General features: G+C 71.8%; 25 protein-coding genes and 1 tRNA gene. 19 read left to right on the top strand and 7 right to left on the bottom strand.

Annotation, left to right across the window (positions count from 1 at the left end; all coding sequences use genetic code 11):
* Nucleotides 1-207 precede the first annotated feature (207 nt).
* From LJ221_RS13305 to LJ221_RS13295, 3 genes are all read left to right on the top strand, one after another.
* Complete coding sequence (locus LJ221_RS13305; protein WP_308314776.1) at nucleotides 208-1,059, top strand: RDD family protein; 852 nt, start codon at nucleotides 208-210, stop codon at nucleotides 1,057-1,059.
* A gap of 749 nt (nucleotides 1,060-1,808) precedes the next feature.
* Nucleotides 1,809-4,220 (top strand): immune inhibitor A domain-containing protein, encoded by a 2,412-nt coding sequence (locus LJ221_RS13300; protein WP_247719995.1) that lies wholly within the window; start codon nucleotides 1,809-1,811, stop codon nucleotides 4,218-4,220.
* Between the two features lie 180 nt (nucleotides 4,221-4,400).
* Nucleotides 4,401-4,757 carry a hypothetical protein gene (locus tag LJ221_RS13295; RefSeq protein WP_241716636.1) on the top strand — a complete coding sequence of 119 codons (357 nt, stop codon included), beginning with the start codon at nucleotides 4,401-4,403 and terminating at the stop codon, nucleotides 4,755-4,757.
* A 297-nt stretch (nucleotides 4,758-5,054) separates the two neighbouring features.
* Here LJ221_RS13295 and LJ221_RS13290 read toward each other — a convergent pair whose 3' ends face one another.
* The gene (locus LJ221_RS13290) at nucleotides 5,055-5,648 is read right to left on the bottom strand and encodes an isochorismatase family protein (RefSeq protein WP_241716627.1); all 594 of its coding nucleotides are present in this window, start codon (nucleotides 5,646-5,648) and stop codon (nucleotides 5,055-5,057) included.
* Nucleotides 5,649-5,825: 177 nt separating this feature from the next.
* Nucleotides 5,826-7,160 carry a nicotinate phosphoribosyltransferase gene (locus LJ221_RS13285; protein ID WP_241716625.1) on the bottom strand — a complete coding sequence of 445 codons (1,335 nt, stop codon included), beginning with the start codon at nucleotides 7,158-7,160 and terminating at the stop codon, nucleotides 5,826-5,828.
* 221 nt (nucleotides 7,161-7,381) lie between these two features.
* Here LJ221_RS13285 and clpS point away from each other — a divergent pair, with 221 nt between their 5' ends.
* From clpS to LJ221_RS13245, 8 genes are all read left to right on the top strand, one after another.
* Complete coding sequence (gene clpS / locus LJ221_RS13280; RefSeq protein WP_241716634.1) at nucleotides 7,382-7,684, top strand: ATP-dependent Clp protease adapter ClpS; 303 nt, start codon at nucleotides 7,382-7,384, stop codon at nucleotides 7,682-7,684.
* Nucleotides 7,684-8,289 (top strand): DUF2017 domain-containing protein, encoded by a 606-nt coding sequence (locus LJ221_RS13275; protein WP_241716623.1) that lies wholly within the window; start codon nucleotides 7,684-7,686, stop codon nucleotides 8,287-8,289. Before clpS ends, LJ221_RS13275 begins: the two co-directional genes overlap by 1 nt.
* 467 nt (nucleotides 8,290-8,756) lie before the next feature.
* Nucleotides 8,757-10,328 carry a sodium:alanine symporter family protein gene (locus tag LJ221_RS13270; protein ID WP_241716621.1) on the top strand — a complete coding sequence of 524 codons (1,572 nt, stop codon included), beginning with the start codon at nucleotides 8,757-8,759 and terminating at the stop codon, nucleotides 10,326-10,328.
* Nucleotides 10,329-10,399: 71 nt separating this feature from the next.
* On the top strand, nucleotides 10,400-10,831 hold the full coding sequence (locus LJ221_RS13265) for a Mov34/MPN/PAD-1 family protein (RefSeq protein ID WP_241716619.1): 432 nt from the start codon (nucleotides 10,400-10,402) through the stop codon (nucleotides 10,829-10,831).
* Nucleotides 10,832-10,920: 89 nt separating this feature from the next.
* Nucleotides 10,921-11,079, top strand: a complete 159-nt coding sequence (locus LJ221_RS13260) for a putative leader peptide (RefSeq protein WP_374228439.1) — start codon at nucleotides 10,921-10,923, stop codon at nucleotides 11,077-11,079.
* 96 nt (nucleotides 11,080-11,175) lie between these two features.
* Nucleotides 11,176-11,454: a MoaD/ThiS family protein gene (locus tag LJ221_RS13255; protein WP_093654152.1), complete on the top strand. Its 279-nt coding sequence runs from the start codon at nucleotides 11,176-11,178 to the stop codon at nucleotides 11,452-11,454.
* Nucleotides 11,454-12,404: a PLP-dependent cysteine synthase family protein gene (locus tag LJ221_RS13250; RefSeq protein ID WP_241716616.1), complete on the top strand. Its 951-nt coding sequence runs from the start codon at nucleotides 11,454-11,456 to the stop codon at nucleotides 12,402-12,404. The genes LJ221_RS13255 and LJ221_RS13250 overlap by 1 nt, the downstream gene beginning before the upstream one ends.
* A gap of 248 nt (nucleotides 12,405-12,652) precedes the next feature.
* Nucleotides 12,653-13,408 (top strand): MBL fold metallo-hydrolase, encoded by a 756-nt coding sequence (locus tag LJ221_RS13245; protein ID WP_241716614.1) that lies wholly within the window; start codon nucleotides 12,653-12,655, stop codon nucleotides 13,406-13,408.
* 37 nt (nucleotides 13,409-13,445) lie between these two features.
* Here the strand turns inward: LJ221_RS13245 and LJ221_RS13240 are convergent, their stop codons facing one another.
* On the bottom strand, nucleotides 13,446-14,651 hold the full coding sequence (locus LJ221_RS13240) for a PTS transporter subunit EIIC (RefSeq protein ID WP_241716632.1): 1,206 nt from the start codon (nucleotides 14,649-14,651) through the stop codon (nucleotides 13,446-13,448).
* A gap of 380 nt (nucleotides 14,652-15,031) precedes the next feature.
* Between LJ221_RS13240 and LJ221_RS13235 the strand changes: the two genes are divergently transcribed.
* The 4 genes from LJ221_RS13235 to rdgB all read left to right on the top strand — a co-directional run bounded on the left by LJ221_RS13235 (nucleotide 15,032) and on the right by rdgB (nucleotide 17,397).
* Nucleotides 15,032-15,337: a PTS glucose/sucrose transporter subunit IIB gene (locus LJ221_RS13235; protein WP_302852000.1), complete on the top strand. Its 306-nt coding sequence runs from the start codon at nucleotides 15,032-15,034 to the stop codon at nucleotides 15,335-15,337.
* 79 nt (nucleotides 15,338-15,416) lie between these two features.
* The gene (rph, locus tag LJ221_RS13230) at nucleotides 15,417-16,160 is read left to right on the top strand and encodes a ribonuclease PH (RefSeq protein ID WP_241716610.1); all 744 of its coding nucleotides are present in this window, start codon (nucleotides 15,417-15,419) and stop codon (nucleotides 16,158-16,160) included.
* Between the two features lie 152 nt (nucleotides 16,161-16,312).
* Nucleotides 16,313-16,690, top strand: a complete 378-nt coding sequence (locus LJ221_RS13225; RefSeq protein ID WP_241716608.1) for a hypothetical protein — start codon at nucleotides 16,313-16,315, stop codon at nucleotides 16,688-16,690.
* Nucleotides 16,691-16,791: 101 nt separating this feature from the next.
* The gene (gene rdgB, locus LJ221_RS13220) at nucleotides 16,792-17,397 is read left to right on the top strand and encodes an RdgB/HAM1 family non-canonical purine NTP pyrophosphatase (RefSeq protein ID WP_241716606.1); all 606 of its coding nucleotides are present in this window, start codon (nucleotides 16,792-16,794) and stop codon (nucleotides 17,395-17,397) included.
* An 83-nt stretch (nucleotides 17,398-17,480) separates the two neighbouring features.
* Here rdgB and LJ221_RS13215 read toward each other — a convergent pair.
* Nucleotides 17,481-17,564, bottom strand: a tRNA-Leu gene (locus LJ221_RS13215).
* A gap of 347 nt (nucleotides 17,565-17,911) precedes the next feature.
* Entirely contained in the window at nucleotides 17,912-18,379 is a 468-nt protein-coding gene (bcp, locus tag LJ221_RS13210; protein ID WP_241716604.1) for a thioredoxin-dependent thiol peroxidase, read from the bottom strand.
* 206 nt (nucleotides 18,380-18,585) lie between these two features.
* Between bcp and LJ221_RS13205 the strand changes: the two genes are divergently transcribed.
* Entirely contained in the window at nucleotides 18,586-18,906 is a 321-nt protein-coding gene (locus tag LJ221_RS13205) for a DUF3618 domain-containing protein (RefSeq protein ID WP_241716602.1), read from the top strand.
* Between the two features lie 76 nt (nucleotides 18,907-18,982).
* Nucleotides 18,983-19,285, top strand: a complete 303-nt coding sequence (locus tag LJ221_RS13200) for a co-chaperone GroES (RefSeq protein ID WP_093655608.1) — start codon at nucleotides 18,983-18,985, stop codon at nucleotides 19,283-19,285.
* A 144-nt stretch (nucleotides 19,286-19,429) separates the two neighbouring features.
* Here the strand turns inward: LJ221_RS13200 and LJ221_RS13195 are convergent, their stop codons facing one another.
* Nucleotides 19,430-21,688 (bottom strand): transglycosylase domain-containing protein, encoded by a 2,259-nt coding sequence (locus tag LJ221_RS13195; RefSeq protein WP_241716599.1) that lies wholly within the window; start codon nucleotides 21,686-21,688, stop codon nucleotides 19,430-19,432.
* A gap of 692 nt (nucleotides 21,689-22,380) precedes the next feature.
* On the opposite strand from LJ221_RS13195, the gene LJ221_RS13190 reads away from it, so the two are divergent.
* Nucleotides 22,381-23,736, top strand: coding sequence for a DUF445 domain-containing protein (locus LJ221_RS13190; RefSeq protein WP_241716597.1), 1,356 nt, complete (start codon nucleotides 22,381-22,383; stop codon nucleotides 23,734-23,736).
* 35 nt (nucleotides 23,737-23,771) lie between these two features.
* Here LJ221_RS13190 and LJ221_RS13185 read toward each other — a convergent pair whose 3' ends face one another.
* Nucleotides 23,772-24,851 carry a Gfo/Idh/MocA family oxidoreductase gene (locus LJ221_RS13185; protein ID WP_241716595.1) on the bottom strand — a complete coding sequence of 360 codons (1,080 nt, stop codon included), beginning with the start codon at nucleotides 24,849-24,851 and terminating at the stop codon, nucleotides 23,772-23,774.
* 56 nt (nucleotides 24,852-24,907) lie between these two features.
* Between LJ221_RS13185 and LJ221_RS13180 the strand changes: the two genes are divergently transcribed.
* Nucleotides 24,908-25,359, top strand: a 452-nt coding sequence (locus tag LJ221_RS13180) for a MarR family transcriptional regulator (RefSeq protein ID WP_374228438.1), incomplete at its 3' end; no start/stop codon positions are given.

Below are 25,359 nucleotides of genomic sequence, written 5' to 3'. Positions count from 1 at the left end.
GTACTCGCTCGGCTGTGTGCTGTACGAGATGGCCACCGGCTCCCCGCCCTTCGACCTGGAGGACACCTGGGGCATCCTCGTGGGCCACCGCGAGACCGACCCCCGGCCGCCCCGGCGCGGGGCGCGGGCCGTGTTCCGCGGGCACTGGGGCCCGTCCCGGACCCGCGCGAAGGAAGTACACAGCCGCGCGACCACGGCACCGCGCGGATGCGGCCCGTACGCCCCGAGGGCGCCGCTCCGGCCGCGGACGGACGGCCCGTCAGGCCCGAGGACACCGTGGGGCTGCGTCGTACGGAGGCGCCCGCGGTGGAGGCTCCCGGCGCGCTCGCGCCCGCGCCCGCCGTTCCGACGTCCGGACAGCCCTCCTGGACACGGCAGGTACACGAACTGGCCCAGCGCGCCCCTGGGTCCGCACCGCACGACCCGGTACCGCACGCGTCCGCACCCGTCCTGCCGCGGCAGCAGTCGCCGTCCGTCCGGGCGGGCGGCCCGGAGCAGGTCGTGCCCTGGCGGCCCCCGGCCGACGACCCCTTCCTGAGGGCCGCCCGGCGGCAGGCCCGCCCGGCCGGGCTCGGACGCCGGCTGGGCGCCCGCGTGGTGGACGGCGTCCTCACCGCGGCGGTGGCCGCGGCAGTGGCCTTCCCCTTCGCCGGCCCCAGCGCCGAGCACTTCCGCGAGCAGGTGGCGGCGGCCGAACAGGCAGGCGAGACACGGCAGATCTGGCTGGTCGACGGCACCACCGGCGTCTACCTGGCGATCGTGCTCGGCGCTCTGCTGCTGTTCGGGCTCCTCTACGAGGTGCTGCCCACCGCCCGCTGGGGCCGCACGCCCGGCAAGAAGCTGTTCGGCGTTCAGGTGCTCGACATCGAGGAGCAGGGCACCCCCTCCTTCGGCGCCGCGCTGCGCCGCTGGCTGGTGTACGGCCTGCTGGCGCCACTGGGCGTCGGCGTGGTCAACGTCCTGTGGTGCCTGTTCGACCGGCCGTGGCGGCAGTGCTGGCACGACAAGGCGGCGCGCACCTTCGTGGCGCGCGGCACCGAGGAGCCCGGCCCGCTCTGATCCGGACGAGGACGAGCCCGGGCGGGATCCCCGAACGGCCCGCCCCCAGTGCGCGGTACGTCCCGGGGCGGTCGACCCGGGACATGAGAACGCCAGGGCCGCACCGGACGCGGGGACCGCACCGCCCCGAAGAAGGCCGTACGGGCGGAGCGCCCGGCCCGGCCGCCCGCGCCCGGGCCGGTTCAGTGGCGCGCGGAGGTCTCCGCCGGGCGCCGGCCACCGGGCGCGACGGACGCGAGGCCCCCGGGGGCGCCGGACGGGCGCCCTGACCGCGACGAACAGTCCGAGTGCGAGCGCCGTACTCGCGATGACCGCGATTCCGGCTCCCGAACGCGTCTGCGACACCAGTGGCATCGCGAGAGCCGAGAGGACGACAGTGGCCGAACCGTAGGCGAACTGTGCGGGATTCGGGCGCGGCATGACAGAAGGCATGACAGAATCCGTCCTCCGGGTCCGGTGGTTGACCGGGGCGAGGCCGCCGGACGGCGAACGTGGTCCGTCGAACGACTCTACGAGGCCGAATGCCCGTACAGGGCCGCGGGTAAGCACGGGCCGACCCGCCGTCACCGACGCACGGGGGCGCACGGAATAACCCCGCCGCGCCGCGATCGTACCGTCGTCACCCGTTACCGTCCGGTCTCCGGACTCCTCGACTGGCTGGCCGGACACCGTACTTGTGTGGCGTGCTCAAATCAAGGACTGTTTTTTCAGTCGCCGCTCGTGTCAAATGCCTCCACACGTGTGCACACATGTGCCATGGCCATGCATGGGGAGGGCAATACCTAGTGAAGAGCCAACGGAGGACGATCAGATCCGCCGCACTGGCCACGACGGTCGCCGTCATAGGGGCGACCTTGCTGACCGCCGGCACCGCCCACGCCCACGAGGGCACCGCGCCCGACGGCCGCGACCCGGCCGCCGCGGAACACGGCGACCACGCCAAGGGCGGGCACAAGCACGGCAAGGAGAAGGACGGCAAGCACGTCGACCACGACCTGCCCGGACCGCTCACCAAGAAGCAGCGCTCCCAGCGCCTCGCGGCCCTCGAGCGGCTCGCCTCCGGTCAGAAGCCCGTGACCAAGAACGGCTCCAAGGTCATGAAGCTCGGCGACGACAAGTACGTCGAGATGGAGCAGATCAAGACCGACAAGATCTTCACCATCCTCATCGAGTTCGGTGACAAGATCGACCCCAGGTTCGGCGGCACCCCCGGTCCGCTGCACAACCAGATCGCCGAGCCCGACCGCGAGCACAACAACACCACGCTGTGGAAGGAGGACTTCAGCCAGGAGCACTTCGAGGACATCTACTTCGGGGAGGGCGAGGGCTCGCTCAAGACGTACTACGAGACCCAGTCCTCCGGTAAGTACTCCGTCGACGGCATGGTCTCCGACTGGGTCAAGGTCGACTACAACGAGGCCCGTTACGGCAACAACGCCTGCGGTCAGAGCACCTGCGACACCGTCTGGGACGCCGTCCGTGACGGCGTGAACCAGTGGGTCGCCGACCAGAAGGCCGCCGGCCACACCACCGATGAGATCAAGGCCCGGCTCGCCGAGTACGACGTGTGGGACCGCTACGACCACGACGGCGACGGCGACTTCAACGAGCCCGACGGCTACCTGGACCACTTCCAGTTCGTCCACGCCGGCGAGGACGAGTCGGCCGGCGGCGGCGCGCAGGGCGAGGACGCCATCTGGGCCCACCGCTGGTACGCCTACGGCACCGACTACGGCAGGACCGGCCCCGAGTTCAACAAGGCCGGCGGTACCGAGATCGGCGACACCGGCATCTGGGTCGGCGACTACACCGTGCAGCCCGAGAACGGCGGCCTGGGCGTCTTCGCCCACGAGTACGGCCACGACCTCGGCCTGCCGGACCTGTACGACACCTCCGGTGGCGAGAACTCCACGGGTTTCTGGAGCCTGATGTCGTCCGGCTCCTGGCTGAACAACGGCGAGGACGCCATCGGCGACTGGGCCGGCGAGATGACCGCCTGGGACAAGCTGTCCCTGGGCTGGCTGGACTACGAGACGGCCAAGGCCGCCACCAGGTCCACCCACAAGCTGGGCGTCTCCGCCCACCAGGGCAAGAACCCGCAGGCGCTGATCGTGGAACTCCCCGAGAAGGAGGTCACGACCGAGGTCGTCGAGCCCGCGGCGGGCGAGAAGCAGTGGTGGAGCGGCAGCGGTGACGACCTGCGCAACTCCCTGACCCGCACCGTCGACCTGACCGGAGTCTCCTCCGCGTCGCTCGACCTCAAGGGCTGGTGGGAGATCGAGGCCGGCTACGACTACCTCTACACCCAGGTCTCCACCGACGGCGGCGCCACCTGGACGGCCCTGGACGGCACCCGAAACGGCGATCCGCTCGGCGAGGACGCCTCCGGCACCCCCGCTCTCGACGACTTCTCCGACGGCTGGGAGGACCTCTCCTTCCCGCTGGACGCCTACGCCGGCCAGGAGATCGACCTCCGCTTCCACTACCGCACCGACGGCGGTGTGGCGGAGAAGGGCTTCACCGCCGACGAGATCACCATCACCGCCGACGGCCGGGCGATCGTCACCGACGGCGCCGAGGGCGACGACAACGGGTGGACGGCGAGCGGCTTCTCCCGCATCGGCGGTTCGTTCACCAACTCCTACCCGCAGTTCTACATCGCCGAGAACCGTCAGTACGTCTCGTACGACAAGACGCTGAAGACCGGCCCGTACAACTTCGGCTGGCTGGACAGCCGCCCGGACTGGGTCGAGCGCTACCCGTACCAGAAGGGCCTGCTGATCTGGCTGTGGGACACCTCGCAGCTGGACAACAACACCAGCGTTCACCCGGGTGAGGGCCTGGTCCTCCCGATCGACGCCCACCCCAAGGCCGAGAAGTGGTCCGACGGGACGCTGATGCGCAACCGCATCCAGTCCTACGACTCCACCTTCAGCTGGTACCCGACGCGCGGCATGACTCTGCACAAGGACGGCGATCCCACCAAGATCGGCTGGAAGCTGGGCAAGCCGTACTTCGACGACCGCAAGGGCACGTACTGGGACGAGTCCAACCCGACCGCGAGCGTGAAGGTGCCCGACACCAACACCCGCATCACGATCGTCCACCAGCCGCTCAACGGCAAGACGATCACCGTCCGGGTCGGCCCCTCCACCAGGTGACACCCGTGCGAAATCCCCGCGGTGCCGAGTGACACCGCTTTTGCGCGGGTCACAGCGGTAAGGCGGGAAACGATCGGCCGTCGCCCCTAGCGGGCGGCGGCCGATCGTGCTGAGAATGCGCCTACCTGCCGAGGGCGGTGGGCCGTTGTTGACGTGGTGTATAACAGGGGAGTGGTGAAGATGGCAGGCGGCGGCTGGACAAGGCTGCCGGACGGCAGCGTGGTCGTGGCGCTCTCCGTGCCCCGGCCGGGGCGCGGCGGGCAGCGCGCCCGCTTCCTGGTCCACGCGGCCAACCGCGCCCGTGCCCTGACCAGGCTGAGGAACCTCGGCCTGCGCGCGGTCTACCTGCGCGGCAACACCGAGCCGCCCACCCCCGACGAGATCAGCGCGGTGCTGCACCACCCCGACGGCCTGGTCTGGCGCCCGGCCCCGCAGCACGGCGCCACCGGCGCTCCGGCCGCAGAGGAGGGGGCGGCGTACGCGGAGAGCGTCCTGTGGCGGCCCGTAGGCGCCCTGCGCCGCGCCGCGGCCGGCTGAGCGGACCGCGGACCGCGGACCGCCGGAGGAGCGTCCGTCCGGGAGGACGGGTGGAGGCGCCCGTTCGCCGTTTCCCTCCGCCGCGCCGAACTCGGCCGGAGACGGTCCCGAGGCCGCTCGCGCCCCTTCCCCCACCGACGTGTCACCACTGGTCTCACCGCCGTGCCACCGGCGGGGCCCGTCGGCCGGGGACCACTGTCGCCGTGGCGGCCGAAGGCCGGAGGTCCGGGCAGAAGGACAGCCGCGCGCCCGGGTGCCGCCCGGCGGTGGCCGGGGAGGCCCGCCGCGGCGCCGGGTTCAGGTGGCGCGGACCACCGGCTCGCCCGACAGCTCCACGCCCGCCCCGCGCATCTCCTCCAGCGCCAGCTCGGTGGTCCGCGCCGCCACCCCGGCCGTCATGCCGAGCAGCACCCGGGCGCGGAAACCCTCCCGGGCCGCGTCCAGCGCGGTCGCGCGCACGCAGTGGTCGGTGGCGATGCCCACCACGTCCACCTCCGTCACATCGTGGGAGCGCAGCCAGTCCGCGAGCGGGACGCCGTTCTCGTCCTCGCCCTCGAAGCCGCTGTAGGCGGCGGCGTACGCGCCCTTGTCGAAGACCGCGTCGATCGAACCGGAGGCGACGGCCGGGGCGAAGTTCGGGTGGAAGCCCACCCCCTCGGTCCCGGCCACGCAGTGCGCGGGCCAGGAGTGGCGGAAGTCGGGGTGGTCGGAGAAGTGGCCGCCCGGGGAGACGTGGTGGTCACGGGTGGCCACCACGTGGCGGTATCCGGCGGTGCTCTGCCCGACGAGGTCGGTGATGGCCGCGGCCACGTCGGCACCCCCCGCCACAGCGAGGCTGCCGCCCTCGCAGAAGTCGTTCTGGACATCCACGACGATCAGGGCCCGGTGCATGGTGCACACCTTTCGGCTGGAGTGACTGACTGGCTGGCTGTTACAGGCTTACGGACTGTTGCGACCGGCCGGCGGCGACCGCGGGCCGTCGGGCGCGACCCGCGGAACGCGCGGGCGGGACGTGTCCGACCTTAGACACTCGGCGCCTGCCGCGGGAGTGCGTGGGCGCACCGCGTCTCACCCGCCGGCGTACTCGGTGGGCAGGACCGGCTCGCCGCGCGAGAGCTGCGTCGCCGACAGCGGCAGCCCGTCACGGGCCCGCAGGTGCCGCTCGCGGGCCGCCTCCAGCCGCTCGCGCGCCACGATCTCGCCGCCGCGGACCAGGTCCACCGTCAGCAGGTGGTCCGCCAGATGTGCGGGCACCTCGCCGGTGCCGACGACCTCGGTCTCGGCCACGCCGTCCGTGTCCGGCCGCCGGGCGGCCCACTTCACGCCTTTGACCGACAGCTTCCCGCCCATGGACTTCTTCGCCACCGGACGCAGCGGCGCCCGCGGATCGGAGGAGCCGGCGCGGGCCACCAGTTTGTAGACCATCGAGGCCGTGGGGTGCCCGCTGCCGGTGACCAGCTGGGTGCCCACTCCGTAGGCGTCCACCGGGGCGGCGGCCAGCGAGGCGATGGCGTACTCGTCCAGATCGCTGGTCACGACGATCCTGGTGTCCCGCGCGCCCATCTCGTCGAGCTGCTGCCGTACCCGGTGGGCGAGCAGCAGCAGGTCGCCGGAGTCGATGCGCACCGCGCCCAGGCCGGGGCCCGCCACCTCCACGGCGGTGCGGACGGCCTCGGCCACGTCGTAGGTGTCCACCAGGAGCGTGGTGCCCCTGCCCATGGACTCCACCTGCGCGGTGAAGGCGTCCCGCTCGGTGTCGTGCAGCAGGGTGAAGGCATGGGCGCTGGTGCCGACGGTGGGGATGCCGTAGCGGAAGCCCGCGGCCAGGTCGGAGGTGCTGGAGAAGCCGCCGACGTACGCCGCCCGGGCCGCGGCCACCGCCGACAGCTCATGGGTGCGGCGCGCCCCCATCTCGATCAGCGGGCGCCCCCCGGCCGCGACGGCCATCCGGGACGCGGCGGCGGCGACGGCCGAGTCGTGGTTGAGGATCGACAGGATCACCGTCTCCAGCAGCACGCACTCGGCGAAGGCGCCCTCAACCCGCATGACCGGCGAGCCGGGGAAGTAGACCTCGCCCTCCGGGTAGCCGCTGATGTCGCCGCGGAAGCGGTAGCCGGCCAGCCACTTCAGGGTCGGCTCGTCCACCACGCCCCGCTCGCGCAGGAAATCCAGGACCTCCGGCTCGAAGCGGAAGTTCTCCACCGCGTCCAGAACCCTCCCGGTACCCGCCACCACGCCGTAGCGGCGGCCCTCGGGCAGGCGGCGGGTGAAGACCTCGAAGACGGAGCGCCGGTCGGCGGTCCCGCCGCGCAGCGCCGCCTGGACCATGGTGAGTTCGTAGTGGTCGGTGAAGAGGGCGGTGGACGGCACGGCGACCGGCAGGCCCAGGTCTGCGGTGTTCATGGGACGGATGCTACCCCCAATGTCGTCAGTTTGACGATATCTGGTTCCGGGAGATCGTGCCGCCGCCCGCCGGACCCCGGTTTGCACCGCCGCCCGGCCGCAGTGGCAGCATGGGAACCGTGAGCGACGACACACTCCGGATGACACCGTCCGCCGCCGCGGCCGTGCGGCCGCCCGCCGTGGACCGCGTACCCGGCCCGCGCGGCCCCCATGTGGCGTGGCTGTCGGTCGCCCCCGCCGAGATCACCCGCCCCGCCTCGGACGAGGCCCCCCGGGTGGTCTTCGAGCCGGACGTCCCGTGGGTGACGATCGTCCACAACGACCCGGTGAACCTGATGAGTTACGTGACCTACGTGTTCCAGACCTACTTCGGTTACCCGAAGGAGAAGGCCAGGAAGCTGATGATGGACGTCCACCACAAGGGCCACGCGGTCGTCTCCAGCGGCACCCGCGAGGAGATGGAGCGCGACGTGCAGGCCATGCACGGCTACGGCCTGTGGGCGACTCTCCGGCAGGACCGCTGATGGCCGGGCTCTTCCAGCCCGCGGCCGGAGTGCCCGGAGGCGCCGCCGGCGCGTTCGACGAGGTGGAGATCTCCATCCTGCGCAGCCTCACCGTTCAGCTCCTGGAGCTCATCGGGCCCGGCCCGGGCGCGGACGAGGCCGGCGGTGAGCAGGACCCGCTCGCCGCGCTGATGACCGACGGCCCCACCGAGCCGCCCTCCGACCCGGCGCTGGCCAGGCTCTTCCCCGACGCCTACGGCGGCCCCGGTGCCGGGAGGGACGAGAAGACGCGCGAGGCCGCCGCGGAGTTCCGGCGCTACACCGAGAACGACCTGCGCGCCCGCAAGCGCGAGGACGGTCTCGCCGTGGTGCGCGCCCTGGACTCCCTCGCCCCCGCCGGCGAGGGGGGAGCGGTGCTCACCCTCGCCCCCGGGCAGTCGCGCCAGTGGCTCGGCACGCTCAACGACCTGCGGCTGACCATCGGCGCACGCCTGGAGATCACCGACGACGAGGACGGCGACGAGTTCTACGCGCTGCCGGACGGCGATCCGCGCAAGCCGATGGTGATGGCGTATCTGTGGCTGGGGGCGCTCCAGGAATCCCTGGTGGAGACCCTGATGCCCTGAGGCGCTGATGCCCTGAGGCGCCCCGCCGCGCCCGTGCGGACCGGATGCGGAGCGCCGGTGGGGGGCGGGGGCACGGCGGCCCGGGACGGCCGCTGATTCCGGGTATTTACTTGTCCCCTACATTAAAAAGTCGCTACGGGCCCGTCCTGTCGCGGAGGGTCACCGAAACTCTCCGTTAATCGGATGCGGCGCTCCTTCGAGCGGTTCGACCGCCCGTTTTATCCGTGAATTCCCCTGTGTGATGCGACCGTAATATGAGCATGTGATCCATATCACACCAGTGTGATAGCGCAGCGTGATAGGAACACCCAACCGATTTTTTTATCCGTGTCTTACGGCCCGGAGAACTTCGGAGGAAACCGCGCTCGAGACCGGACGCCGAGGTCGGTCCATCCGCCGTACCACCGGTAACCGCCGTTGCGTAAGCCCCCACACGTCCCCGCAGCCGCTACAGCCAGAGGGAACCCATGGCAAACGAATCCTGGACGACACGGATCGACGAATCCATCAGTGAATTCATCGATCCGATCGCCTCGACAATCAGCGACATCGTCTTCTACACCATCCCGCTCGGAGACACCGAGTTCCCCTGGATCGTCGGCTGGCTGGTGGTCGCGGGACTGGTGTTCACCGGGTACTTCGGTTTCGCCCAGGTCCGCCACCTGCCCAAGGCCCTCGGACTGGTCCGCGGCAAGTACGACCAGAAGGACGCACCCGGTGAGGTGAACCACTTCCAGGCCCTCACCTCCGCCGTCTCCGGCACCGTCGGCCTCGGCAACATCGCCGGTGTGGCCATCGCGGTCACCATCGGCGGTCCCGGCGCCACCTTCTGGATGATCGCCTGCGGCCTCCTCGGCATGGCGACCAAGTTCGTCGAGTGCACCCTCGGCGTGAAGTACCGCGAGGTCCACGCCGACGGCACCGTCTCCGGCGGCCCGATGCACTATCTGCGCAAGGGCATGGCCGAGCGCGGCCTGGGCGGCCTGGGCAAGGCGCTCGCCGTCGGCTCCGCCATCGCCCTGCTGTTCTTCACCTTCTTCGGCGGCAACCTCTTCCAGGTCAACCAGAGCCTGGAGCAGCTCCAGTCCGTCACCGGCGGCGACGACAGCCTCTTCAGCAGCTCCGGCGGCGCCCTCTTCTTCGGTGTCCTGATCGCGGCCCTGGTCGCCCTGGTCCTCATCGGCGGCATGCGCTCCATCGGCGCCGTCACCAGCCGACTGGTCCCCGCGATGGCGATCGTCTACGTCGTCGCCTGCCTCTTCGTCATACTGACCAACGTCGCCGCCGTGCCCGACGCCATCTCGGACATCGTCGTGGGCGCCTTCGCCCCCGAGGGCGTGGCCGGCGGTCTCATCGGCGCCCTGATCGTCGGTTTCCAGCGCGCCGCCTTCTCCAACGAGGCGGGCATCGGCTCGGCCCCCATCGCCCACTCCGCGGTGAAGACCAAGCGCCCCGCCACCGAGGGCCTGGTCGCGATGATCGAGCCGTTCATCGACACCGTCGTCGTCTGCACCATGACCGCGCTGACCATCGTCATCGCCCGCACCCCGAGCTGGGAGGCGGCCCGCGAGGCCAGCGCCAACGGTGAGGAGATCGCCTCCGGCGTCTCGCTGACCTCCGACGCCTTCGAGAGCGCGATCTCCTGGTTCCCCTACATCCTGGCCGTCGCGGTCCTGCTCTTCGCCTTCTCCACGATCATCACCTGGAGCTACTACGGCATGAAGGCGTGGACCTACCTCTTCGGCCGCAGCAAGACCAGCGAGAACGTCTACAAGGTGCTCTTCAGCCTCATCGTCATCACCGGTGCGCTGATGTCGCTGTCCTCCCTGGTCTCCCTGGCCGACTCCTTCCTCTTCCTCGCCGCGGTGTTCAACATCGTCGGCCTCTACCTGCTGGCGCCCGTCGTCAGGAGGGAGCTCAACCGGGTCCTCGACTACATCCGCCGCCGCGACGCCGGCGAGAGCGACGAGCAGATCGAGGCCGCCGAGGCCGCCGCCGGTCCCGGCGGCGCCGACGGAACCCCCACGCTCGCCAAGTGACACCCGCCGCCCCCGGGCGGCACGGCACCACCGCGGGGCCCCGCCCGTGCGTCCTGCCTATGCTGTCGCCCATGCTGGCCATCACACAGGAGCTGCACGACAGGATCGTCGCCCACGCCCGCCGGGACCACCCCGACGAGGCCTGCGGCATCATCGCGGGCCCCGCCGGCAGCGGGCGCCCCGAGCGCTTCATCCCCATGCTGAACGCCGCCCGCTCGCCCACGTTCTACGAGTTCGACTCCGCGGACCTGCTGAAGCTCTACCGCGAGATGGACGACCGGGACGAGGAGCCGGTGGTCGTCTACCACTCCCACACCGCCACCGAGGCCTACCCCTCGCGCACCGATGTCTCCTACGCGGGCGAGCCCGGCGCCCACTACGTCCTGGTCTCCACCGCCGAGTGCGGCAACGACGAGGGGCCCTTCTCATTCCGCTCCTTCCGCATCATCGACGGCGAGATCACGGAGGAGGAGGTCAGGATCGTCCCCGCCTACGAGGGCTGATCCCCGGACCTGACAACAGGTGAGACGGCGAGGTCCGCATCATGGAACAGGTATCCGGATTCGGAGGCGGGAATCGTTACCATGAGCCCATGGTTAACCACGATGTGAGCGATACCCACCCGGGTAAGTCCCCGGGCACGCTGCTCGTGGCGCGCCTGCACGTCGATCTGTGTCGCCTCGCCAGTGCCCTGGGGTCCCCCCGGCACCGCGAGCCGGAATGCCGCCGCCGCGCAGCCGACCGCGCCTGACCCGGACGGCCATCCCCGTGCGATCCGGCCGCACCTCGCCCACGCGCATGTGCCAAGGCCCGCAAGCTTCCCGCCCTCTCCCACAGGAGTACACCCATGGCCATCGAGGTCCGCATCCCGACCATCCTCCGCACCTACACCGACGGGCAGAAGGCCGTCGAGGGCGACGGCGGCACCCTCGCCGAGCTCATCGAGGACCTGGAGACCCGCCACAGCGGCATCCGGGAGCGGCTGGTCGAGGGCGGCGAACTGCGCCGCTTCGTCAACGTCTACCTCAACGACGAGGACGTCCGCTTCCTGGACGGGATCTCCACCAAGCTCAGCGACGGCGACAACGTGACGATCCTCCCCGCCGTGGCCGGGGGCATGCGCTGATGCGCTACGACTCGCCGATCGCCGCGGTGGGCAACACCCCTCTGGTGCGCCTGCCGCGGCTCTCGCCGTCCGAGGACGTCCGCGTCTGGGCCAAGCTGGAGGACCGCAATCCCACCGGTTCGATCAAGGACCGCCCGGCCCTGCACATGATCGAGCAGGCGGAGAAGGACGGCCGGCTCAGCCCCGGCCGCACCATCCTGGAGCCCACCTCCGGCAACACCGGCATCTCCCTGGCCATGGCGGCCAAGCTCAAGGGCTACCGCATGGTCTGCGTCATGCCCGAGAACACCAGCGCCGAGCGCCGCCAACTGCTGGCCATGTGGGGCGCCGAGATCATCTCCTCTCCGGCCGCCGGCGGCTCCAACACCGCCGTGCGCGTCGCCAAGGAGATCGCGGCCGAGCACCCCGACTGGGTCATGCTCTACCAGTACGGCAACCCCGACAACGCCGGTGCCCACTACGCCGGCACCGGCCCCGAGATCTACGCCGACCTGCCCTCGATCACCCATTTCGTCGCGGGACTGGGCACCACAGGGACCCTGATGGGCGCCGGCCGCTACCTGCGCGAGAAGGTGCCCGGCATCCAGATCGTCGCCGCCGAACCGCGCTACGACGATCTCGTCTACGGTCTGCGCAACCTCGACGAGGGCTTCGTCCCCGAGCTGTACGACGAGACCGTCCTGACCACCCGCTACTCGGTCGGCTCCGAGGACGCCGTCACCCGCACCCGCGAACTCCTCGCCCAGGAGGGCATCTTCGCCGGGGTCTCCACCGGCGCCGCCCTCCACGCCGCCATCGGCGTCGGCCGCAGGGCCGTACGCGAGGGCCGAAGCGCCGACATCGTCTTCGTCGTCGCCGACGGAGGCTGGAAGTACCTGTCCACCGGCATCTACACCGCACCCACCACCGAGGCCGCGGTCGAGGCCCTCCAGGGACAGCTCTGGGCCTGAGCCCGCCCCGCGAACCCGCTGCGCCCGCCCGCCGCGCCACGCCCCTCCGGCAGCCGGGAGCGGCGGTGCGGGGAGCTCAGGGCCGAACCCGTGCGCCGCCCGCCTCCACGTGCCGCACCATCCGCGCCCCGCACCACCCCCGCCCTGGTGATTCCGCCCACAACGGGGCACCGCGGAGGAGCCACCGGCCCCCATGCGCCTTACGCTCAGGTAACCCCTCTTCCCGGGCCACGGAGGTTCCTTCCCCAATGAAGCTCACCGTCGTCGGCTGCTCGGGATCGTTCCCGTCCGCGGAATCGGCCTGCTCCAGTTACCTCGTCGAGGCCGACGGCTACCGGCTCCTGCTCGACATGGGCAACGGCGCCCTGGGCGAACTGCAACGCCACTGCGGCCTCTACGACCTCGACGCCATCGTCCTCAGCCACCTCCACGCGGACCACTGCATCGACATGTGCGCGTACTTCGTGGCCCGGTACTACCGGCACGAGGGAGGGCGCTGCGAGCCCATCCCGGTACACGGCCCCAAGGGCACCGAACAGCGGCTGACGACGGCCTACGCCGACACCCCGACCGAGAAGTCGATGAGCGAGGTCTTCGACTTCCGCGACCTCGCCCCCCGGAGCACCTTCCGGCTCGGACCGCTGACCGTCACCGCCGACCGGGTGCGGCACCCGGTGGAAACCTACGGCTTCCGCGTTGAGCACGACGGCAGGGCCCTGGTCTACTCCGGGGACAGCGGCCCCTGCGACGCCCTGTGCGACCTGGCCCGAGGCGCCGACCTCTTCCTGTGCGAGGCATCCTTCACCGACGGCAAGGAGGACATCCCCGAACTCCACCTCAACGGGCGGCAGGCCGGGGAGTGCGGGCGGCGGGCGGGTGCCGAACGCCTGGTCCTCACCCACATCCCGCCGTGGACGGACCCCCGGCACAACCTGCGCGACGCACAGAACGCCTTCGACGGCCCCGTGGAGATGGCCCGCCCCGGCGCCGTCTACGAGATCTGACCGGTCGGCGCCGGTTCCGGCCGAGACCGGCGCCGGACTACGCCCGGTACTGCGCCTTCTCCAGCTCGGCGATCTCCTCGTCCGACTCCCGGCCCGGCGTCGGCAGATCGAACCGCACGATCGCGAACCGGAAGACCGCGTAGTACACCACGGCGAAACACAACCCCAGCAGCACCAGCAGCCACGGCCTGGACGCGATCCCCAGATTCAGCAGGAAGTCGATCGCCCCGGCGGAGAAGCCGAAGCCGTCCCGTGCCCCCAACGCCCAGCTCAGCGCCATCGACACCCCCGTCAGCACCGCGTGCACCGCGTACAGCGCCGGCGCGACGAAGATGAACGTGAACTCGATCGGCTCGGTCACCCCGGTGACGAAGGCGGTCAGCGCCACGGAGAACATCATCCCGCCCACCGCCTTGCGGCGCTCGCGCCGCGCGCAGTGATACATCGCCAGACAGGCCGCCGGAAGGGCGAACATCATGATCGGGAAGAAGCCGGTCATGAACTGACCCGCCGTCGGGTCCCCGTGCAGGAAGCGTGCGATGTCCCCCTCGTGCCGAATCCCGTCGTCCTCGTAGGAACCCGCCTGGAACCACGGGAAAGAATTGAGCAGATGATGCATCCCCACCGGGATCAGCGCCCGGTTGGCCGCCCCGAACACCCCCGCCCCGAGCGCCCCCGACCCCACCAGCCACTCGCCGAAACCGTGGATTCCGGCCCCCAGCGCCGGCCAGGCGTAACCGAAGAGGACCCCCAGGACCAGACCGGCGAACGACGCGAGGATCGGCACCAGCCGGCGCCCGCCGAAGAAACCCAGCCAGTCCGGCAGCTTCTTGCGGTGGTAGCGCTGGTAGAGCACGGCGGTGACCAGCCCCATCACCACACCGCCCAGCACACCGGCGTCCGCGGGCCGGGCGACGCCCTCCTCGGGAGGCAGATTGGGATCGATGAAAGTGGCCATCACCTGCTGGAAGACCAGATAGCCCGCAACGGCCGCCAGCCCCGTGGAGCCGTCCGCCCGCCTGGCGAAGCCGACCGCGATGCCCACGGCGAACAGCAGCGGCAGATTGTCCAGCAGCGCCCCGCCGCCCGCCGCCAGGAACTCGGCGATCCGGTTGACGAAATCCGGGAAACCCTCCCGGCCCAGCATGTCCTCGTAACCCAGCCGGACCATCAGAGCCGCCGCGGGCAGCACGGCGATCGGCAGCATCAGACTGCGGCCGACGCGCTGGGCCACCGCCATCATGCCCGCGCCGCGCCCCTTCCCGCTCCCACTGTCGCCCCTGCCCCCACCCCTGCCCCCACCTCTGTCCCCGCCCTCGTCGGACATCCTGGCCGTGGCCGTGGTCATCGGCTTCCTCCCGTGGGGCCGTGCGGTCGGCGCCGCGCCTCCGCATCGCAGGCATCGGATGGGCAGCAGAGCCTTCAAGTCACCTTGTAACACGAACAATGGCGACGAAAGCCCCCAGACGGGCAAGGAGGCCGCCGGAGCGGGGACAGTGCCGGAATGCAGTACCCGGACCACCCGCAACCCTCTTCCCCGCGGAGCCGCGGAGCCGCGGAGCGGTATGGAGCCGATGAGGCGCCCCCTCGCGAAATGTTCATAACGTGGGTTAATGTGCCAATCTGGCTCCCAGAGGGCGCCGGACACAGGACTGGCCCGGACGGTCGGCGGCAGCCGGCGGGAAGGCGGAGGACATGCCCGGCAAAGCGGAGAACATCGTCGCCGGACTCGGCGGCATCGACAACATCGTCGAGATCGAAGGCTGCGTCACCCGCCTGCGCACCGAGGTCGAGAACCCCGCCCTCATCGACGAGGCCGCACTCAAGGCCGCCGGCGCACACGGCGTCGTGAAGATGGGATCCGCCATCCAGGTCGTCATCGGCACCGACGCCGACCCCGTCGCCGCCGAGATCGAGGACATGATGTAGCCATCTCGCCCCGCGCACCAGGCCACCAGGCCCTTCACCCGAACGGCCGCCCCATCCGGGGGCCACTAGGCTCGCACCCATGTCACGCATCGACGGCCGCACAGCCGAACAACTCCGACCCGTCACCATCGAACGCGGCTGGAGCAAGCACGCCGAAGGTTCCGTCCTCGTCTCCTTCGGCGACACCCGCGTCCTCTGCACCGCCAGCGTCACCGAAGGCGTACCCCGCTGGCGCAAGGGCAGCGGCGAGGGCTGGATCACCGCCGAGTACGCCATGCTCCCCCGCTCCACCAACACCCGCGGCGACCGCGAATCCGTCCGCGGCAGGATCGGCGGACGCACCCACGAGATCTCACGCCTCATCGGTCGCTCCCTGCGCGCCGTCGTCGACCTCAAGGCCCTCGGCGAGAACACCGTCGTCCTCGACTGCGATGTCCTCCAGGCCGACGGCGGCACCCGCACCGCCGCCGTCACCGGCGCCTACGTCGCCCTCGCCGACGCCCTCGCATGGGCCCGCGACCACAAACTCGTCCGAGCCAAGGCCCAGCCACTGACCGGCACCGTCTCCGCCGTCAGCGTCGGCATCGTCGACGGCACCCCCCTCCTCGACCTCTGCTACGAGGAGGACGTCCGCGCCGAGACCGACATGAACGTCGTCTGCACCGGCGACGGCCGCTTCGTCGAGGTCCAGGGCACCGCCGAGGGAGCCCCCTTCGCCCGCACCGAACTCGACGCCCTCCTCGACCTCGCCGTCGCCGGCTGCGCCCAACTCGACGGCGCCCAGCGGCACGCACTGGACGCGGGCTCGCCGCACCCGGCCTGACTCCCGGCCCGGACCCCGGCCCACCCCGGTGACACCCGGCGGGAAAGCGGGCGCGACACGGAACTTTGCGAGCGCTTTACGCGTCCTACAGGGCACGGGCCGTACGGGTCGAGCCGTGCGGCCCGTCCAGACATCAGGAGGACCACCCCCGCATGCGCAGACGGACCACCCTCGCAGCCCTCGCCCCCGTCGTCCTCGCCCTCTCCCTGACGGGCTGCGGCGCCGTCCAGAACGCACTGGACTGCGCCAACACCGCCGTCATCGTCGTGGACAGTGCCAACGCCCTCCAGCAGGCCGTCGCCGACGGCGTCGAGAACCCGGCCGAGGTGGACCGGTCCCTGGACCGCATCAACGAGAACCTCGACAAGATCATCGACAGCACGGACGACGCCGACATCACCCGGGTCGCCGAGGACATGCGCACGGCCGCCGACAACGCCCGCGAATCCGTCGAACAGGGCAGGGCCCCCGACGCCGGCCCCGTCGTCGACGCCGCCGACGAACTGACCCAGGTCTGCACCCCCGGCTGACGGCCCGGCCGGCGCGCCCCGGCCGGCGGATACCGGGAACGCCGCCCGGATCCCCGGCCCGCCCGACGATTCCGGCTGCCGCGACGGGATAATCGGTCCCCATGAGCCAGCGCCTGATCCTCGCCACCCGCAACACCCACAAGGTCCGAGAGTTGGAGGCCGTCCTCTCCGCCGCCGGACTGGGCCTCACCCTGGTCGGCGCCGACGCCTACCCGGAGGTTCCGGACGTCAAGGAGACAGGTCTCACCTTCGCCGAGAACGCGCTCCTCAAGGCCCGCACCCTGGCCAGGGCCACCGCGGTGCCCGCCGTCGCCGACGACTCCGGCCTGTGCGTCGATGTCCTCGGCGGCGCCCCCGGCATCTTCTCCGCCCGCTGGGCCGGACGCCACGGCGACGACCGGGCCAACCTCGACCTGCTCCTCGCCCAGCTCTCCGACATCGAAGACCCCCATCGCACCGCACACTTCGCCTGCGCGGCCGCCCTGGCCCTGCCCGACGGCACCGAACGCGTCGTCGAGGGCCGCCTGCCCGGCACCCTCCGCCGCGAGCCCGCCGGCGCCGGCGGCTTCGGTTACGACCCGGTCCTCCAGCCCGAGGGCGAGACCCGCACCTGCGCGGAGCTGAGCCCGGACGAGAAGAACGCCATCAGCCACCGGGGCCAGGCCTTCCGGGCCCTCGCCCCGGTGGTCCGCGAACTCCTGGGCTGACGGCCGCCCCCGCGGCCGCGGTTCCGCCGACGCGGACGCCGAAGGCCCGGCTCAGCGAGCCGGGCCTTCGAACGAAAGGTCTGTGCGGCCGGAGGGACTCGAACCCTCAAGGGATTTCTCCCACAGCATCCTAAGTGCTGCGCGTAGGCCAATTCCGCCACGGCCGCGGGGCGTACGACATCGTATCGGTCCAGGACGCCGGGCGCGGATGGACATGTGTCGGCCGCCGGCGGCGCGCCCCCTCGTTCTCGCCTCCTCGGCGCCAGATGACCGTGACCGCGTGGCAGTTGGGGCAGACCAGCCAGAGGTTGCGGATGCGGTTGTCCGGCCAGTCACCACGCCACAGCCCGGGCAAGGCGTTCGCGCGTGTACGGGCTGATCATGGCCCCTCCCCTTCGTGCCCCCGGTCCGCGCCGTGGCCGTTCGGTCTTCTGTCGCGGACTCGCACTGGTCGACGAACGGCGCGCCGGGAGGTCACGCGGGGGAGGAACCGGGCCGGGGCGGGGGCGGGGTCTCAGAGGGAGAGGTCCCGGATGAGCTTGGCGACGTGGCCGGTGGCCCTGACGTTGTACATCGCCCGCTCGACCCTGCCTTCCTCGTCGACGATCACCGTGGAGCGGATGACACCGGTGACGGTCCTGCCGTACATCTTCTTCTCGCCGAAGGCGCCGTAGGCCTGGAGCACCTTCTTCTCCGGGTCGCCGACGAGGGTGACCCCGAGGTTCTCCCTCTCGCGGAACTTCGCGAGCTTCTCCGGCTTGTCCGGGGAGACGCCGATCACCTCGTAGCCCGCGCCGGCAAGGAGGTCGAGGTTGTCGGTGAAGTCGCAGGCCTGCTTGGTGCAGCCGGGGGTGAGGGCGGCGGGGTAGAAGTAGACGATCACCTTGCGTCCGGCGCGGTCGGCGAGCGAGACGGGGTTGCCGTCGGCGTCGGGCAGGGTGAAGGCCGGGGCGGTGTCGCCGGGCTGCAGTCGCTCGCTCATCGGTGCTCCTCGGGCGGGGCTCGCGGTCCCTCGGCCGGGACCGCTGTCGGGGCCGTTATCGGTTCGAAAGCCTAGCCACGGGGTGTGACGGGGGTGGCGCGGGGCATCGGAGGTGGGGGAACTGCCAGACTGTCCGGCACCGGGACTCCGGTGCACGGCGGCCCGGGTGGGGCGGATGAGACGGATGAGACGACGGAGGCAGTGCGGTGTCGGAAGCCAGGACCCCCGCGGAGATCGAGGCGGAGATCGTCAGCAGGCGGCGGGAGCTCGCCGAGACGCTTGACGAGCTGGCGGTGCGGGTGCACCCGAAGACGATCGCCGACGGTGTGAGGGCGCGGGCGGCGTCGGCCGTGGACCGCACCGCGGGCCGGGCGTATGTCGCGGTGAACCATGCGCTGTCGGACGCGCGGGACCGGTTCACGGACGAGGAGGGCCGCCCCCGGGCGGCGCGGATCGTGCCGGTGGCGCTCGTGGTGGCGGGGGTGGCCGGGCTGCTGGTGGTGTCGTCCCGGCGGCGGCACCGCTGAGCGGCGCGGAGACGGGCTGGGATACGGTTCTGCCGTGAGTTCCAAGACGCCCCACCACGACAAGCTGCCCATCCGGATGCTGCACGACCGGGTGCTGGTGCGTACCGACATTCCCGAGGGCGAGCGCCGGTCCTCCGGTGGCATCGTCATTCCCGCGACGGCGGCGGTCGGCCGTCGGCTGAACTGGGCCGAGGTGGTCGCCGTCGGCCAGAACGTGCGCACGGTGGAGCCCGGTGACCGGGTGCTGTTCGATCCGGCCGACCGGGCCGAGGTGGAGGTGCGCGGGGTCGCGTACGTGCTGATGCGTGAGCGGGATCTGCACGCCGTGGCGGCCGAGCGGCTGCAGGGGTCCGAGGACTCCACCGGGCTGTATCTGTAGCGGCTGCTGCGGCGGCGTCCGCCGGGAGGGCGACGGGCCCCGCGGCGGGTTCCGCGGGGCCCGCGGTGCCGCCGGGTCCGGTCCTCCGCCGTGGGTGCCCGCCGCGGATGTCCGTTCCCGCGGCCGGGGCTTGAGGCGGGGGTGTCAGGGCGAGGAGCTGGGGGAGGCGTCGGCCGCGGGGTCCTCGCGGGCTTCTCCGTGCTTCCCGTCGCCGCCGGGTTTCCCGGCGTTCTTCCCCGGGGCGGGGTCGCCGCCCGCGCCGTCGTCCCCGGTGTCCGGGCTGTCGCCGGTGTTCTCCGCGTCCTCCCGGCCGGAGTCGGTGGCGGAGGCTTCCGGGGTCTCCTCGGTGCCGTCGACCGGAGTGGGTTCCCCGTCAGGGGCTTCGGAGGGGTCGGCGCTGCCGGAGGGGTCGGGGGAGGCCTTGGGGAGGCGGTTCTTGCCGGGCTTGAGCTCGAAGTCCCTGACGGGGGTGCCGCGCAGTGCCTCGGCGGTGTAAGCGGTCCAGATGAGGGTGGGGAAGTCGGAGCCGTTGAGGCGGGACATTCCGGCGGCGCCGTACAGCGATTTGTGGACACCGGTTTCGGGGTCCTGGCCCATGATGGCGACGACGGTGGCCAGGTCGGGGGTGTAGCCGGCGAACCAGGCAGCCTCGTTCTCCTCGGCGGTGCCGGTCTTGCCCGCGGCTGGGCGGCCCAGGGCCCCGGCGCGGCTGCCCGTGCCGGTCCTGACGACCTCGCGCAGTACCGCGGTGGTGGAGTCGGCGGCCTGGCGGGAGACGGCCTGCTCGGTGTCCGGCTCGGGGACGGGGATGTCCTCGCCGTCGCGGGTGATCTTCTTGACGAGGGTGCGGTCGACGCGTTCGCCGTGGTTGGCGAGGGTCGCGTAGGCCTGTGCCATGTCGAGGGTGCTGGGGGTGGCGGTGCCCAGGGAGATGGAGGTGTCGGACTCGGCCATGTCGGGGGTGTCGGGGGGCAGGCCGAGGGCGACGGCGGTCTTCTTGATCCTCTCGGCGCCGACATCGGCGCCCATCTGGGCGAAGACGGCGTTGACCGACTTGTTCATGGCGGTGGTGACGGGGATCGAGCCGTAGCTGACGTTGTCCTGGTTGTGCGGGGCCCACTTGGTGGGGCCGTCCGCGCCGAGGACCGTGCGTCCGCTGGCGCCGTCGTAGGTGGTGTCGGGGCCGATGGGTTTTCCGCCGCGTGTCCTGGCGCGGTGGTGGACGGCGGAGGCGTAGACGATGGGCTTGAAGGTGGAGCCGGCCTGGTAGTCGCGGCGGGTGGCGTTGTTGACGTACCGCTGGGTGTAGTCGATGCCGCCGTACATCGCGACGACCTCGCCGGTGCGGGGTTCGACGGAGGAGGCTCCGGCGCGGACGTAGGAGTCCTCTTCGCGTTCGTCGCCGAGTTTGGACAGGAGTTCCTTCTCGACGGCCTTGACCAGGGCATCCTGTTTCTCGCGGTCGAGGGTGGTGGTGATCCGCAGGCCGCCCTTGGCCAGTTCCTGCTCGTCGAGGATGCCGTTCTCGGTGAGGTGGGTGTTGACGGCTTCGACGAGGTAGCCGCGCTGGCCGGCCAGGGCCGAGGGGCGCTTGGGGTCGCGGGGTTCGGGGAAGGCCATGGTGTCGCGTTCGCGGGGTTCGAGCCAGCCTTCCTCGACCATGCCGTTCAGGACGTACTTCCAGCGGGCGAGGGCGCGTTCCCGGTTCTCGGGGTGGGCGGCGACGTCGTAGAGGTTGGGGGAGTTGAGGAGGGCGGCGAGGTAGGCGCCTTCCGCGGTGGTCAGGTCGGAGGCGTGCTTGTCGTAGTAGGCCTGGGCGGCGGCCTGGATGCCGTAGGAGTTGCGGCCGAAGTAGCTGGTGTTGAGGTAGCCGGTCAGGATCTCGTCCTTGCTCACCCGGTTGTCGAGTTTGATGGCGATGAAGAGTTCCTTGCCCTTGCGGGTGAGGGTCTGCTCCTGGTCCAGGTAGTAGTTCTTGACGTACTGCTGGGTGATGGTGGATCCGGACTGCTTGCCCTTGCCCTGGAGCATGTTCCAGCCCGCGCGGATCATCGCGGTGACGTCGATGGCCGGCTGGTGGTAGAAGTCCCGGTCCTCGGCGGCGAGCACGGCGTGCCGGGTGGGTTCGGGGATGTCCTCGAGCCGGACGTTCTGGCGGTTGACGTCGCCGTCGCGGGCGAACTGCGTGCCGTCGGAGTAGAGGTAGACGTTGTTCTGGGCGGTGGCCGCGGAGTTGGGGTTGGGGATCTCCACGAGCACATAGCCGGTGATCAGTCCGCCTGTCGCGGCCACGGTGACCAGGACGGCGGCGCCCAGGATCCTCCGCTTGACGGGCGACCGGCGCGGGCCGGTGGCCGGCTGCTGCTTCCCGCTGCTGTTCGGCTCCTCGGGTTCCTCGCTCATGACCGCGGTCTCCTTGTCGGTATGGCTTGCCCACTCCTTTTTATGGCGGAATGATCCGTAGGACACTCTGGCGCCGTCCAATCCGGTGAGCGAGGGCAGTGGGCGTCCGCGGCGGTGCGCGGAACGCCGGCGGACGCGTGTGGGTGTGCCCGGTGAGGCCCGGCCGCCGGATTCCGGGCGCGTGCGGTGAGCGGAGCCTCACGCTCCGCCATCACCCGTGGGGGTGCCGGACAGCCGCAGGGGGGCGCTGTGAGCCGGTCCGGGCTGGTCCGGACCGTGGGAGCCGGGGATCCGGCGCCGGGGTCAGAGCCTGGCCGGTGAGGCGCCCCTGACATCGCCGCCGACGAACACGGCGCCGGCGGCCAGGACCACGACGGCCGCGAGCCCTGCCGGCAGGGCGTATCCCATGTTCTTGCTCACGGGCGGCAGCCTCGCTCGTACACGGAAGAGTCCCCCTCGGGCGGCGCGGGCCCAGGTGTGCGAAGTGGTCGGCGCCTCCTCCGTGATCCCATGGCGGCCGGAGTGGCCCCGCCGGATGGCCCGGCCTGTTACGTGATCGGTGAAAGGGCGTGAGGCGGCCGGGCTCTGCGGGCGGGCGGGTTCGCGGTGCGGGCCGCGGGCGGTGCGTTCGGCGTTCCGCCGGCGGTACCTTGCGACAATTGCGGCCGGGACGGCGCGGACGGGTGGAGACGATGGAGCGGACGACGACGGACGGGAAGAACGCCGGGGACTTCGGAGGCGGGCGGACCGCGGACTCCCGGCAGCCGGCCGGGGCGGTGTTCAGCCCGGTGGCCTTCACGGCCGCCGACGAGGAGAAGCGGCGCGGGGTGCGCCGGATGAAGGCCACCGCGACCGGTGCGCTGCTGCTGGCGGCGCTGGTGTTCGCGCTGGCCACCTGGGCGCAGCGGGCGGGGGCGGGGGCCTGGGCCGGTTATGTGGCGGCGGCGGCCGAGGCGGGCATGGTGGGTGCGCTGGCCGACTGGTTCGCGGTGACCGCGCTGTTCAGGCGGCCGATGGGGCTGCCGATCCCGCACACCGCGATCATTCCGAACAAGAAGGACCAACTGGGGCGCGGTCTGGGTGACTTCGTCGGTGACAACTTCCTCGCCGAGGGGGTGGTGCGGCGGAGGCTGCGTTCGGTGGGCATCGGCGGGCGGCTGGGTGCCTGGCTGGCCCGGCCGGAGAACGCCGACCGGGTGACGGCCGAGTTGTCCACCGCGCTGCGCGGGGCGCTGGCCGTACTGCGGGACAACGACGTGCAGGCGGTGGTGGGCGAGGCGATCACCCGGCGTGCCCACGCGCAGGAGATCGCGCCGAGCCTGGGCCGGATGCTGTCGCGGATCGTCGCCGACGGCGGTCATGCCCGGGTCGTGGATCTGGTGGTCTCGCGGGCCCATGACTGGCTGGTGTGGCACAGCGACTCGGTGATGGACGCGGTGGCGGGCGGGGCGCCGGGGTGGACGCCGCGTTTCGTGGACCGCAAGGTCGGCGAGCGCGTCTACCGGGAGCTGCTGCGCTTCGTCTCGGAGATGCGGGACATGCCCGACCACCCGGCGCGCGGGGCACTGGACCGCTTCCTGCGGGACTTCGCCGCCGACCTGCAGTCCGACGGCGAGACCCGGGCGCGGGTGGAGCGGCTGAAGTCGGAGATCCTGGACCGTGACGAGGTGCAGGAGCTGATCGCCTCGGCCTGGTCGGCGGTGCGGGCCATGGTGGTGGCGGCGGCCGGGGACGAGCGCAGCCAGCTGAGGCTGCGGGCGCGTGCCTCGCTGCTGTCGCTGGGCGCGCGACTGTCGGGGGACGGCGGGCTGCGGGGCAAGGTCGACGGCTGGATCGAGGGGGCGGCGGCGCATGTCGTCACCACCTACCGGAACGAGATCACCTCCCTGATCACCGAGACGGTCGAGAGCTGGGATGCCGGGCACACCTCCCGCAAGATCGAGGCGCACATCGGCCGCGACCTGCAGTTCATCAGGATCAACGGCACGGTGGTGGGAGCGCTGGCGGGCCTGGCGATCCACACCGTCGCCCATGCGCTGGGCGGCTGAGGCCGGGCCCGCCACCGCGTCGGCCGAGCCGCCCGTCAGCCGAGCCGTACGGTGCGACCCTCGGCCGCCGAGGTGCGGGCCGCTTCCAGCACCCGCAGTGCGCCGGCCGCCTCCCGCGCGGTGACCGGGGGTTCGCCTCCCTCGCGCAGGGCGGCGGCGACGGCGGCGTAGTACGCGGGGTAGTCGCCGTCGCGGGAGGGCACGGGCCGCACGTCGTCCGCCGCGCCCAGGGTGCCCCATGCGGACTCCGCCTCCGAGCCCCACGGCTCGCCCGGTGTGGGGCGGGCGCCGGCGCGCAGGGCGTCCTCCTGGGGGTCGAGGCCGTACTTGACGTAGGCGGCTCGGCTGCCCAGGACCCGGAAGCGGGGGCCGAGGGCGGCGGCGGTGGAGCTGACCCACAGGTGGGAGCGGGTGCCCGAGGCATGGCGCAGGGCGATGAAGGTGTCGTCGTCGGCCTCGGCGCCGGGGCGGCGCGCATCGGACTCGGCGTGGACGGAGACCGCCGGGCCGAAGAGGGTGAGCGCCTGGTCCACCACGTGGCTGCCCAGGTCGTACAGCAGGCCGCCGAGCTCGGCGGGGTCGCCGGACTCGCGCCAGCCGCCCTTGAGGCCGGGGCGCCACCGTTCGAAGCGGGACTCGAAGCGCCACACCTCGCCCAGCGCGCCCTCGGCCAGCAGGTCGCGCAGGGTGAGGAAGTCGCCGTCCCAGCGGCGGTTCTGGAAGACCGACAGCAGCAGTCCGCGGCGCTCGGCGAGGTCGGCCAGCGCCTCGGCCTCGTCGGCGCCGGCGGCCAGCGGCTTGTCGACGACGACGGCCAGTCCGGCCTCCAGGGCCCGGGTGGCCAGCTCGACGTGGGTGCGGTTGGGGGAGGCGACGACGACGAGGTCGAGCTCGCCGGCGCGCGCGAACAGCTCGTCGGCGCCGGCGGCGGTGCGCAGTTCCTCGCCGTGCTCGGCGCGGGCCTGCCGCTGCCTTTCGGGGGAGGAGGTGACGACGGTGTCCAGTACGAGCCCGTCGGTGGCGGCGATCAGCGGCGCGTGGAAGACGGAGCCGGCCAGACCGTAGCCGATCAGTCCGACGCGCAGGGGGTTGGGGACCGGGGAGGCGGCGTTCATGGCGCCCACTTTGGCAACGCCGTTGCCAAAGTGCAAGCGGACGTGAGAATGGACCCGTGACCCCCCTCTCCCCCCGCTTCCGCGCCGGTGCCGCCCCCGGCACGACTTCCTTTCCGGCCGCCGCGAACCCGCCGGCCCCGCGCGGCCGCAACGCGGCGCTCGTCCTGGACCTGCTGCGCGCGGCGGGCGAGGCGGGTGCGAGCAGGTCGGAACTGGCCCAGGCCGCGGGGCTGACGCCGCAGGCCGTCAGCAAGATCACCGCCCGGTTGCGGGACGCGGGCCTGGTGGCGCAGGCGGGGCGGCGTCCGTCCACCGGAGGCAAGCCGCGCACCCTGTGGCGCCTGGTGCGCGACGCGCGCCACGCGGTGGGCCTGCACCTGGACCGCGACGAGGTCACCGCCGTCCTGGTGGACCTGCCGGGCGGCGCTGTCGCGGTCCACCGGGCCCCCTTCGACCTGGGCGCGCCCCGCGAGGCGGTGCTGGACGCGGCGGCCGGAGCGGTGCGCGC

The sequence above is a fragment of the Streptomyces sp. CNQ085 genome (assembly GCF_022614595.1).
Taxonomy (GTDB): Bacteria; Actinomycetota; Actinomycetes; order Streptomycetales; family Streptomycetaceae; genus Streptomyces.
Note: the sequence above shows the minus strand (reverse complement) of the source record. Positions and strands in the feature narration are given on the sequence as shown.

Coding starts and splice junctions, on each gene's coding strand:
- LJ221_RS13305 (WP_308314776.1), top strand. CDS start 208: ATGCGGCCCGTACGCCCCGAGGGCGCCGCTCCGGCCGCGGACGGACGG.
- LJ221_RS13300 (WP_247719995.1), top strand. CDS start 1,809: ATGTGCCATGGCCATGCATGGGGAGGGCAATACCTAGTGAAGAGCCAA.
- LJ221_RS13295 (WP_241716636.1), top strand. CDS start 4,401: ATGGCAGGCGGCGGCTGGACAAGGCTGCCGGACGGCAGCGTGGTCGTG.
- LJ221_RS13290 (WP_241716627.1), bottom strand. CDS start 5,648: ATGCACCGGGCCCTGATCGTCGTGGATGTCCAGAACGACTTCTGCGAG.
- LJ221_RS13285 (WP_241716625.1), bottom strand. CDS start 7,160: ATGAACACCGCAGACCTGGGCCTGCCGGTCGCCGTGCCGTCCACCGCC.
- LJ221_RS13275 (WP_241716623.1), top strand. CDS start 7,684: ATGGCCGGGCTCTTCCAGCCCGCGGCCGGAGTGCCCGGAGGCGCCGCC.
- LJ221_RS13270 (WP_241716621.1), top strand. CDS start 8,757: ATGGCAAACGAATCCTGGACGACACGGATCGACGAATCCATCAGTGAA.
- LJ221_RS13265 (WP_241716619.1), top strand. CDS start 10,400: ATGCTGGCCATCACACAGGAGCTGCACGACAGGATCGTCGCCCACGCC.
- LJ221_RS13260 (WP_374228439.1), top strand. CDS start 10,921: ATGGTTAACCACGATGTGAGCGATACCCACCCGGGTAAGTCCCCGGGC.
- LJ221_RS13255 (WP_093654152.1), top strand. CDS start 11,176: ATGGCCATCGAGGTCCGCATCCCGACCATCCTCCGCACCTACACCGAC.
- LJ221_RS13250 (WP_241716616.1), top strand. CDS start 11,454: ATGCGCTACGACTCGCCGATCGCCGCGGTGGGCAACACCCCTCTGGTG.
- LJ221_RS13245 (WP_241716614.1), top strand. CDS start 12,653: ATGAAGCTCACCGTCGTCGGCTGCTCGGGATCGTTCCCGTCCGCGGAA.
- LJ221_RS13240 (WP_241716632.1), bottom strand. CDS start 14,651: ATGATGGCGGTGGCCCAGCGCGTCGGCCGCAGTCTGATGCTGCCGATC.
- rph (WP_241716610.1), top strand. CDS start 15,417: ATGTCACGCATCGACGGCCGCACAGCCGAACAACTCCGACCCGTCACC.
- LJ221_RS13225 (WP_241716608.1), top strand. CDS start 16,313: ATGCGCAGACGGACCACCCTCGCAGCCCTCGCCCCCGTCGTCCTCGCC.
- rdgB (WP_241716606.1), top strand. CDS start 16,792: ATGAGCCAGCGCCTGATCCTCGCCACCCGCAACACCCACAAGGTCCGA.
- bcp (WP_241716604.1), bottom strand. CDS start 18,379: ATGAGCGAGCGACTGCAGCCCGGCGACACCGCCCCGGCCTTCACCCTG.
- LJ221_RS13200 (WP_093655608.1), top strand. CDS start 18,983: ATGCTGCACGACCGGGTGCTGGTGCGTACCGACATTCCCGAGGGCGAG.
- LJ221_RS13195 (WP_241716599.1), bottom strand. CDS start 21,688: ATGAGCGAGGAACCCGAGGAGCCGAACAGCAGCGGGAAGCAGCAGCCG.
- LJ221_RS13190 (WP_241716597.1), top strand. CDS start 22,381: ATGGAGCGGACGACGACGGACGGGAAGAACGCCGGGGACTTCGGAGGC.
- LJ221_RS13185 (WP_241716595.1), bottom strand. CDS start 24,851: ATGAACGCCGCCTCCCCGGTCCCCAACCCCCTGCGCGTCGGACTGATC.